This window comes from Wolbachia endosymbiont of Mansonella perstans (assembly GCF_020278605.1).
Lineage (GTDB): Bacteria > Pseudomonadota > Alphaproteobacteria > Rickettsiales > Anaplasmataceae > Wolbachia.
The window spans coordinates 1-10,066 of sequence record NZ_JACZHU010000034.1 but is presented as its reverse complement, the minus strand read 5'-3'; the positions used below and the strand labels follow the sequence as shown (position 1 = coordinate 10,066).

General features: G+C 36.0%; 7 protein-coding genes and 5 pseudogenes. 3 read left to right on the top strand and 9 right to left on the bottom strand.

All coding sequences use genetic code 11. From position 1 onward, the window contains the following. Window positions 1–63 precede the first annotated feature (63 nt). Window positions 64–388 (top strand): annotated as a pseudogene (locus IHO13_RS02825) (transposase); the annotation flags it as partial. A 38-nt stretch (window positions 389–426) separates the two neighbouring features. Here IHO13_RS02825 and IHO13_RS02820 read toward each other — a convergent pair. The 3 pseudogenes from IHO13_RS02820 to IHO13_RS02810 form a co-directional block, all read right to left on the bottom strand. Then, a pseudogene (locus tag IHO13_RS02820) lies at window positions 427–941 on the bottom strand (gamma carbonic anhydrase family protein). A gap of 116 nt (window positions 942–1,057) precedes the next feature. After that, window positions 1,058–2,398 (bottom strand): annotated as a pseudogene (gene ispF / locus IHO13_RS02815) (2-C-methyl-D-erythritol 2,4-cyclodiphosphate synthase). A 66-nt stretch (window positions 2,399–2,464) separates the two neighbouring features. Further along, window positions 2,465–2,901 (bottom strand): annotated as a pseudogene (locus IHO13_RS02810) (transposase); the annotation flags it as partial. Between the two features lie 223 nt (window positions 2,902–3,124). Here IHO13_RS02810 and IHO13_RS02805 point away from each other — a divergent pair. After that, window positions 3,125–3,277, top strand: coding sequence for a hypothetical protein (locus IHO13_RS02805; RefSeq protein WP_225538181.1), 153 nt, complete (start codon window positions 3,125–3,127; stop codon window positions 3,275–3,277). Between the two features lie 280 nt (window positions 3,278–3,557). Here the strand turns inward: IHO13_RS02805 and IHO13_RS02800 are convergent, their stop codons facing one another. The 3 genes from IHO13_RS02800 to IHO13_RS02790 all read right to left on the bottom strand — a co-directional run bounded on the left by IHO13_RS02800 (window position 3,558) and on the right by IHO13_RS02790 (window position 4,845). Beyond that, window positions 3,558–3,749, bottom strand: a complete 192-nt coding sequence (locus IHO13_RS02800; protein ID WP_225538180.1) for a hypothetical protein — start codon at window positions 3,747–3,749, stop codon at window positions 3,558–3,560. Window positions 3,750–3,755: 6 nt separating this feature from the next. Next, window positions 3,756–3,908 (bottom strand): hypothetical protein, encoded by a 153-nt coding sequence (locus IHO13_RS02795; RefSeq protein ID WP_225538179.1) that lies wholly within the window; start codon window positions 3,906–3,908, stop codon window positions 3,756–3,758. Window positions 3,909–4,350: 442 nt separating this feature from the next. After that, complete coding sequence (locus tag IHO13_RS02790; protein WP_225538178.1) at window positions 4,351–4,845, bottom strand: hypothetical protein; 495 nt, start codon at window positions 4,843–4,845, stop codon at window positions 4,351–4,353. A gap of 140 nt (window positions 4,846–4,985) precedes the next feature. Between IHO13_RS02790 and IHO13_RS02785 the strand changes: the two genes are divergently transcribed. Continuing rightward, complete coding sequence (locus IHO13_RS02785; RefSeq protein ID WP_225538177.1) at window positions 4,986–6,332, top strand: phosphomannomutase/phosphoglucomutase; 1,347 nt, start codon at window positions 4,986–4,988, stop codon at window positions 6,330–6,332. A gap of 32 nt (window positions 6,333–6,364) precedes the next feature. Here IHO13_RS02785 and IHO13_RS02780 read toward each other — a convergent pair whose 3' ends face one another. The 3 genes and pseudogenes from IHO13_RS02780 to IHO13_RS06015 all read right to left on the bottom strand — a co-directional run. Beyond that, window positions 6,365–8,107, bottom strand: coding sequence for a type I secretion system permease/ATPase (locus tag IHO13_RS02780; RefSeq protein WP_225538176.1), 1,743 nt, complete (start codon window positions 8,105–8,107; stop codon window positions 6,365–6,367). Between the two features lie 174 nt (window positions 8,108–8,281). Further along, window positions 8,282–9,289, bottom strand: coding sequence for a tRNA (adenosine(37)-N6)-threonylcarbamoyltransferase complex transferase subunit TsaD (gene tsaD, locus IHO13_RS02775; protein WP_225538175.1), 1,008 nt, complete (start codon window positions 9,287–9,289; stop codon window positions 8,282–8,284). Window positions 9,290–9,341: 52 nt separating this feature from the next. Next, window positions 9,342–10,066 (bottom strand): annotated as a pseudogene (locus IHO13_RS06015) (WD_0702 family putative metalloprotease); the annotation flags it as partial.

The following is a 10,066-nucleotide window of genomic DNA, read 5'->3' as shown; positions in this document are numbered from 1 at the left end:
GTCGTAGATTTTGTGTTTCTTTGATTATTCCTGACTGTTATCAGAAGGGCTATACTCACTTGAATTGGAGAAAAATGGGGAGAAAAGTATCCATTAGTTGTGAAATCTTGGCAGAATAAATGAGAAATTTTATCTGGTTATTTCAAGTATTCTGGCCCGGTTAGGAGGCTAATTTATACTACTAATCCTATTAAGGGTCACATCGGCGAATCAGAAAATTTACCGAAACCAAGGGCTCATTTACCAGCACAAATGCCTTGTACAAATAGGTATATTGTGCTATAAAGAAGGCAAAGGAAAGTGGACTATGCCTGTACATGATTGGGTATTAACTATATCTCAACTCAGCATTTTCTTCCTTGACAGACTGAAAATTGAGTTAAACTAAAAATGGGTTTGATATGGTTTATTTAACATTCCCTGCTTTTAGTTTTTATACTCCCTCATCAACATAACATAATTTTGTGCTGATTGTGTAATATGATTAATTTCTTTACTTGACATTTTTTTGAAGAATTTTGCTGGCCTGCCAGCCCATATTTCTCCACTTTTTATCACTTTTCCATGCGTCACTAGCGAGCCTGCAGCTATCATAGCCTCAGATTCCACAATTGCATGGTCCGTCACGGTAGAGCCCATGCCAATAAATACTTTGTCATGCACTATACATGCGTGCAGCATACAAAAATGCCCAACCGTTACCATACTGGCAATAATTGTGTCACCACCTAGGTTTCTATTCACATGAATTATCGTACCATCTTGAATGTTTGTTTCGTCACCTATTTTGATTGATCCAACATCTTCTCTGATTATGCAATTAAACCAAATGCTCGTATTCTTCCTACTTCAACCTTACCTATGACATGCGAACCACTCGCGATGAAGGCGCTCTCGTCTATTTTTGGTTCATAATCTTTGTATTTTAGAATGTGGTACATATTGAGTCTATGATTCTGTGCTTTATATAACTTAAGTAAGATTTTTTTACTAAACAATAAATATTTTTTTGGGCCGAAGCGTTTGAGTATACATCTCATTTCACTTTATGATGGTGTCATCCCAGCACGCAACGCCTGTATAGTAATACAGAGGTATGTGCTGCTATTCCTTTATTTCTGCCAATAGAACCTAACTTTTTTGCAGTGGTTGCTTTGATATTTACAAATTCGCTATCAATCTCCAATGCCTTTGATATAGATTTCTTCATTTCTGCTTTATAAGGCGATATTTTAGGCTCCTCACAAACTATAGTAATATCTAAATTAGATACACGTTATCCTTTTTCTTTTACTTTTGTAGTAGCAAAGCTGAGAAAGTAAGACGAATCACAATCTTTCCACTCAGCGGAACTAGGGGGAAAATGCTCTCCTATATCGCCACATCCCAGTGCTCCCAGTATTGCGTCGACAACTGCATGTATTACAACATCACCATCGGAATGCGCTTCTATTGCCATGTTGTGCTCAACTTCTATACCGCAAATTTTTATAAAGTTTTCAGCCTTACTTTGAGCCTTAACGAACTTGTGTATGTCATAACCAGTGCCAATACGATACTTTTGTTCTTCAAGAAGGAGCTTTGCCATATTAATATCCTCTTTCGTGGTTAACTTAAAATTGCTTTTCTCACCTTTAATAATCGCAACATGTTTTTTGTGTTCTACCATTAGCGATGAATCATCAATGAATTCTTTGGTTGATTGGTGGCATGACAATAATTCTTTGAAATTGAAAATTTGAGGAGTTTGTATAGCTCTGAGTTTTTCTCTTGAAATCGTGGACTCGATAAAATTATCATTTTTTAATGACATGGTATCTTCGACTTCTATTGCTGGCACTACTCCTGCATGTTGACCATCAACCATAGACTGAGCTAAGTTATCTATCAGAGCATTTGATGCGAAGGGCCTGCAAGCATCGTGTATAACAACAAAATCTGGGTTAATTTTTTGTAAGCTTTCAAGTCCCAACTTAACTGAATTTTGCCTACTCTTTCCTCCGTATATTGGACTTAGTAATTTAGTATCTACACCTTCTATCATCCAAGTAGCTTGACTACTTGGATCCATATTTTCTTTTCTTATCGATTCCTGCCTTACGTGCTGGAAGAGGTGCTCCGCTGATTTTTCATTTAAATGACAGTTACATAAGAAGTCTATTACTTCTTTATAAAAATATTCGTAAAAATCTTTATAATCTTTATTAATTACTACTCTTACATAATCTATGTATTGGTTAGTCAAAAGTTTTTTGGTTGTATGAAATAAAGCAGGTTTGCCTGCCAGTTTTATGTACTGCTTAGGAATCGAGTCACTGCATCTACTGCCTACTCCTGCCGCAACTATTAACGCTGCTATTTTGTATTTCTTAGATCTATTAGTATGCATGTTTATCATTTTCAGCCTAAGTGTATAATAGCAGGTTATTTGAAGTTTCAAAAAGATTGACGGATTTTAAAAGACAACATCTGCTGCAGATATTTTATGGTCATAAATTTCCTCTACATGTGATACTATATCTCTGTATCCCATGCCACTAGCATATGTGCTTAAGACCTTTGCTTCAAGTTCAGGATAGGCTCTTCTGCTTTTTTTTTGACTATTTGGGGTTCAAAGCTTCCCTTCTTATCTCTTGGCGTTAACAGCTCAAGTGATCCTGCACTTGTATGTAAGGTCTTTCCATTTCTCCCATTCCTCCGATTATTTTCTTCGCTTTCAGCAGATAAGTGATTTTCTATTTCACTCTCCAGACTTGCTTCCAGCAACTTTTTTATCAATGGTGTTAATGCATCATTCCTTCCGGTGAACGGTCCGCCTTCCATTATTGATGACAGTATATTTGCTTCCAGTTCTTTATAATCTGCCAATTCGGTTGTTCTGTTTTCTATTTTTTGATTCATGTCAAACTCCATTATTTATTTCTATTATGTTTTTACTTCTCGGTTTGACATACTTTTTTGAACGTTTCCATTTCAGAGTTTATCTGCTTTCAAGTTTATCCTTTTTTGCTTTAGCAGTTATCACAATTTCTTAATTATTTTGAATCTTTTTGGTTCAGTTTTTGATCATTCCTTCCTTAATTTAATAGCAGTGACGCTGAGATATTCCCAACTGGCAGAGGTTATGGCAACTAGATCAACTTTATGCCGTGATTTTTCTGGATCCTCAGCAGGAGTTAGGCTTAGATCTGATGATTCCGTACTTACCTTAGTAGGTTTTAATGGGTCTATTAGCTTTTCCGGCTTATCTTCTGGAATGGAGCATGCCAATCCATGATGCTTTGTGGTCGAATTTCTACTTCTACAACTTCAGCAGGAGTTGGGCTTGGATCTGATAATATGTTTTGACATATTTGCCTTCTTTATCGTATAAATCAAGAAAATCATCCTTTTTTACATAAGTTTGGACTTCCATTTCTCTAGTTTCTTTTTGATCTGTTGAAGACGATACATCAAGCCCTACATTTTTAGTAGCTTTTTGCTTTAGTTGCTTGTTTTCTTCTTGTAATTGCTTTAAATTTTTCTTTAGCTCGTCAGTCTCTCTTACTTTTCTGTTTTTATTGCTCAGATATAGTTTGTTTATCTCTAGTCAAATTCTTATTTTCTTGTATTAACCCACTAATTTTTTTATTTGAGCTTTTATCCACAGCTTGTGTACCCTGGTTTCGTGTTTCAGGCACTTTAGCTTCAACTTCTTTTTGCTCTGATGTACTCTGCAATTGCTTTAAATCCTCTTTGGTAAAATACAACTCTCTTTATACATGTGTTAAAATGTCTTCTTGCTCCCTACGCTGACATTCTAGGCTATCTATTTCCACTTGAAACTTTTCTTCTAATTCCTCTTTTTCTTTCATTATCTGCTGTATCTTATCATCTTTCTGCTTAATTTCTTCCTCTAAATTCCTCACTTTCTTATCTTTTTTCTCGTTTACCTACTCTATTTCAGCTACAAGAGACTTTCATCAGATTGTTGAATTTTTCTCTCTAAAGCCTCTTTTTTTCCCTGTAATTCATTCAATTCTTTAGATAATTGACTCACCTTTTCAGTCAACATCTCGTTTTCCTTTTTGCTTCCATCAACTGTTTTTCTAATTGCTTTTCTTTATCGCCTTCTAGATCTTCTAATTTTTTCCTCAGATTGTTTTCCAGCTCTGCATTCTCTCTCATTAATGTACCTAGCTTAGATTTATTTTGCTCTAATTTCCTTTGTAGCTCTTAGTTGATTTTGTCTGTCGGTTGGATTTTACTTTCTTTATCTTTTAACTGAGATTTTAAATCTGCTATTTCGCTACATTTATCTTTCAATTCTTGTACTATTACCTTCAGAATCCTTAGCCTACCAGTTAATGGTCATCTCACATGAACCGGAGCAGCAAAGTTATAGTGCCTCTCATTATCTTTTTTCCTGCGTGCAGTTATTTTACTATTTTCTCCGAGGGATATGTGATAACCCTTACCCTCACTGCTAGCTTTTAAGATATTACTGATTTTTATTGGTTCTTCTTTATTTTCAAATCTAATGTTGAAGTCATTATCTTTTTTTGAATACGCTGAGAAGCTTTGATTTGGCAAAGATGATTCAAGTTCTTCATGCGTTGAGTCTATTGATTGCTCAAACTCTTGGAACTCCTTTTCCCATTTCAAATTTATCTGCTCTGTGATGTTCTTATCTTTGTGTAAAGGATCATTAAGGTACCAGATTGATTTTTCTTTTTCTAGTTTCTTTATAGCTTCCTGAAAATTTTTGCCGTTTTTAATAGCCTCCAGCACATTACTTCTTGCTGTTTTACCTGCATCTGAACTTTGACTCTTAACTATAAGTACATCTTCGTTTTCCCCTAGCATTACTTTATCTCATTTATTAAACAGTATAATAAGAATATTAAAATTTTTAAGTTAAATTAATCAACACAAGCGTAAATTAGATTGAGTATTTGTGGATTCTCTCTGTATACTAAAAGGTTATTTACTATTTAATAGATAATATGGATAAGGCTATCATAAGAAAATATGATATTAGAGGTATAGTAGGCAAGGACCTGCAGATCAGTGATGGATATGAGATAGGTAGAAAATTTGGCCAAACTGTAGCTAATGTTTGTGTAGGCTATGACAGCAGAATGAATTCGCCGAGTATAGAAAAAGAATTGATAAGGGGGTTAACTCTATCTGGAGCAAATGTTACACGCGTTGGACTATGCTCTTCACCTATGCTCTATGCTGCAACACAAATCATGCAAGCAGATCTTGGCATTATGATCACCGCTTCACATAACCCCAGCAAGTACAATGGCTTTAAATTTTTCAACAGTAAGAAAGTTTACTCAGATCAAGAAATAAAGGAAGTTATAAGTAGTCTGATTAAGAACGATACAAAAATTGGCAGCTCAATTAACATAAATATATATAGTGAGTATATTTGCATATTAAAAGGTGCGCTCAAGAATAACTCTACACAAAAGCTAAAAATAGCCTGGGATTTTGGTAATAGCCCAGCAAGTGGAATTACGAGGTATATTGAAAAGATCTTGCCAGATCATGTACATATCGTAACCAATAACTCTATAGATGGAACATTTCCACTGCACGACCCAGATCCCATAGAGGAGAAAAATCTCCTTCAATTAATTGATGTTGTAAGAGAAAATAAATGTGATCTTGGTATTGCACTCGATGGTGATAGCGACAGGGTACGCTTAATTGATAATAAAGGCAATGTTGTTTCCAATGACCATTTATTTATGATTTTTGCACGTGAAGTATTGGAAGAATATCCAGGAAGCAAAGTTATTGCTAATATAAAAATGAGTATGAAAGTACATAACTTTGTCAGCGAATTAGGAGGGAGAGTAATTGCATGCGCTACTGGACATTCACCAGTTAAGAAAAAGATGGTAGAGGAAGAGGCAAAATTTGCAGGTGAACTAAGTGGACATTTTTTCTTCTCTGAGCTAGGTTTTGATGACGGATTATATTCTGCTATTAAAGCCATTGACGTTTTACTTAAGAAAAATCAAAGTCTATCTGAGATGGTTGAGGATTTACCAAAATTATATATCACTCATGAAGTGAAGGTTGTAGTTAGAGATGAGAAAAAATCTCAAATAATTGAATCAATAAAGAAAACGCTAGAGCAACAAAATATTGCATTCTCAGAGCTTGATGGTATTAAGGTAACCAACAAAGATAATAAAGGTTGGTGGCTCCTTAGAGTGTCAAATACACAAAACTGCATTACAGCGAGATGCGAAGGAGATACTCTGGAAGATTTTGAACTGACTAAAAAGGTCTTGTTTTATTACATTGATAGTATCCGCTCAATGGAGTGGTAAAATTAGGTGGACAAGGTAGTGCAAAAAAACAGCTAACCACTTGCTGAAGAACATTCACCTTCTGCAGTATTTGGTGATGAGGTAGCCAATTTGCTTAAAATCTCATCTCTCGGTCCCATAGCATAAATGACGCCATCTGACATGAGGATTACTTTATCAACCACAGATAATAACGGTAGTTTGTGAGTTATAATAATAGTTGTGGTATTTTGCTTTCTTACAACGTTAATTGCATTAATTAAGCATGCCTCTCCACTACTGTCCAGGTTGGCATTTGGCTCATCAAGCACCAAAAGCTTTGTGTTTCCATAAAAAGCTCTTGCAAGGCCAAGCAATTGTTTCTGCCCACCAGAAAGTGTTACTCCAAAACTTCCTATCGTTGTATCGTATCCATTTGGTAAACTCAGTATTAATTCATGTATTCCTGCAATTTTTGCTGCTTTGATTATTTCTTCAGGATTTGGGTCTGGTCTCATGCGAGCAATATTGGCTTTGACACTGGTATTAAATAACTCAATATCCTGAGGTAAGTAACCAACATAATTACCAAAATTTTCTCGATTCCAAGTGTATACATTGGCGCCATCTAGCCTGACTACACCAGATATGGGTTTCCATACACCAACGGTTAACTTTGCAATGGTTGATTTACCAGAAGCGCTTGCACCAATAACGCCCACTACATCTCCTGGCTCTATAACAAATGATATCCCTTTTATTGTTGGTTTGTTGCTCCCATAAGGAGTAAAAAATACTCTGTCAAATTCCAGTCTTCCTTCAGGTTCTGGTAGAGCCATAGTTTGTTCTCTTTTTGGTGACATGAGTATAAGTCTTTGCAGTCTGCCATACGACATTCTGGCCTGATTTAGAAATTTCCAAGTATGAACTGCTGCATCAAATGGAGCCAATACTCTACCCATTAAAATTGAGGCAGCGATGATGCTACCAGCAGTTTTATGGGCTGTAATTGCAAGTAATGCACCTGTTCCAATTACCGATATTTGCAGAGTCGAACGCAGAAACTTAGTGATTCCAGTAATTACGTTAGAGCGATTTTGTGCTTTGATTTGCATTGCGCGGTTCTGGTCGTTTCGTTTGCACCAATCAGAAACTATGAATTCTGACATACCCATAGCTTCAACCACTTCTGCATTTCTTGTTGCAACATCTATAGTATTGATATTCCATATAGTTTCTTCGTTAATTTCTTGCAATATACGTTTAGTGGCAAGTTCATTCCACATTGCCATAGAAACTAACATAAAGATTCCGACAATAGCTATAAATCCCGTATAGGTATGTATCATGAATATCACAATAAGGTAAATTAATGACCATGGGGTATCAAATAGTGAAAATATGCTATTTCCTGTAATAAAGTTTTTTATCACTCCAAGATCTCGTATTGCTTCACCACTGGAAGTTGAGCTCTGCACTGATGTCAACCTAATTGATCTTACTATCAGATCTGGTGTTGCAGCTTTGTCAATCCAGTCACCAATCTTTGCCATGGCTAAATATCGACAGGTTTCGAGCATTGCAGAACACGCAAACGCGGATAAAGTGATGATTGTCAGCATAACTAGCGTCGATACGCTTTCACTCGATATCACCCGATCAAGCACCTGAGAGGTGTAAAGTGGCAGGAATAACATTAACAAGTTGATTCCTGAACTAAACCAGAAAATGAACCAAAATGCACTTTTACACTTCTCTAAGCAGGTGTATAGCGTACTTTGCTTCAATTCCTTTTTTATCGATGGCGTGATTTCCATAATCTTTCTTTTAACTTGATTACATGCACCATATACAACTTTTATTGCAAAAATGTTAACAGCAGCTACTAACTTTAAGTTGATATAGTAAAATATTAATATATATAAATAGAAAATATAAACAATGGCAAAAGAAATAGTTTTCTTTACTACCTAGTTCAGAATGGAGAGTCCCTAATAACTTTCCAATTTCCACTTCGGCCTTGGTGCAAAATTTAGTGAATCCATATAACTCTTCTGTAATTTTTCGATGCCTGTCCACCCAATCATTACTGCATTGTCTGTACATAGGTTGCTTGGAGGAAAGAACACGTTCAAGTTTATGTGTTTCTTTAATTTTTCCCTCAGGAAATTATTTGCTGCAACTCCGCCAGTAATTACAAAATCATTGATTTTGATATTTAAAGATGCAGCCATAATAACCGCATTTTTGACTCTATCGAGTAATATATCGCTAATACACTCTTGAAATGAAGCGCATACATTACACACATCTTGCTCGCTCATTTCAAGTTCTTGCACTAAGTTTTTTACTGCTGTTTTGACTCCAGAAAACGAAAGATTACATCCAGGATGTTTTTTCATCGTTCTTGGAAGTTTAAATCTTGTGCCATCACCTTTTTCAGCTAATTTTTCAATTAGTGGGCCTCCAGGATAGCTCAAACCCAGCATCTTAGCAACTTTATCAAACGCTTCACCCAACGAATCGTCTAGTGTTTCTCCAAGTTTAATGTATTTACCCACATCCTGTGCGATTAAAAATTGGCAATGACCGCCTGATATCAATAAGACTAAAAACGGAAATTTGACTTCATATAGTAACCTAATAACCAGTGCATGTGCTTCCAAATGATTAACTGCAATGAATGGTTTTTGTGCTGCATGTGCAATCGCTTTGGCCATCATTGTGCCAACTATTAATCCACCTATGAGCCCTGGTCCTGATGTTGCTGCAATCGCATCCAGGTCACAAAAATTAAGGTTAGATTTTTCTATAGCGCTTTTTATTAGACCACTTAAACGCTCCATATGAGCACGTGAAGCTATTTCGGGGATCACCCCACCGCGTTTTTTGTGTTCTGTTTGAGAAAGAATCTCGTGGGCAAGGACTTGCTTATCACTATCTACAACTGCTGCCGCAGTTTCATCGCAGCTTGTTTCAACAGCTAAGATAGTTTTCACGTATGTTCGAGTACTTTAATTATAAAAACTATACTCTAAAATGCCGTGAAAGTTAACTATATTCTGCTAAGTTAATCATCATCCCAAAGATAGAGCTAATTTTTTTGCCCCCAGGAGAAAATTTACCAGTCCAGCTACTTTGCATTTTGGTCACGTTTTGAATGGCAGTTTTGTTGCTGTATTTCTTTATTTCCTTATTTCCTTATCTATTCTGTCCATTACTTGTGGGTCTAGGCAGTTCTTTTTTCATTAGTCAATAGCAAGAAATGCCCTGTTTAAATCTTGAGTGCGAATTAAGTGCTCTTTATCTTTAGGGTAAACCTCCTGAGCCCAAGCAAATAGCTCAAAATAGCGTGCAAATAATTCCGACGCGCGTGATTTTGCAGTCTGATAAGCTTGTATCTCCTTAAATATAACTTGACCGATAATTCTCTGTACAAGAATCTTTGCTTGCTTTAGATTCTGCTCAATATCCTGATAGACTTTATGGAGAAATTCCTGCTCTAGGCTTAAGTTCAGCTCATTTTCAACCATATGTGAAAGTTCATGTACTATAATGTATGGATTTGACCTTCTCAGCACAATAATGTACCTATTTACACTGGAAGGTTGAGTTGTCTTACATGCTCCTTCTTCCATACCCGTCAGCCCCTCTCGATGTATTTCAAATGAGGGCCTATTTCGCTTTATTAGTTATAAAGTAAGGTTTAATGTATTCCTAAACTTTTCAAATTGGTAGAGATATTCTATATACCGTGTGGTATTTTCACTATTCCC

Excerpts from the sequence above, each read along its gene's own strand:
- IHO13_RS02805 (WP_225538181.1), top strand. The coding sequence starts at position 3,125 with ATGGCAACTAGATCAACTTTATGCCGTGATTTTTCTGGATCCTCAGCA.
- IHO13_RS02790 (WP_225538178.1), bottom strand. The coding sequence starts at position 4,845 with ATGCTAGGGGAAAACGAAGATGTACTTATAGTTAAGAGTCAAAGTTCA.
- IHO13_RS02785 (WP_225538177.1), top strand. The coding sequence starts at position 4,986 with ATGGATAAGGCTATCATAAGAAAATATGATATTAGAGGTATAGTAGGC.
- IHO13_RS02780 (WP_225538176.1), bottom strand. The coding sequence starts at position 8,107 with ATGGAAATCACGCCATCGATAAAAAAGGAATTGAAGCAAAGTACGCTA.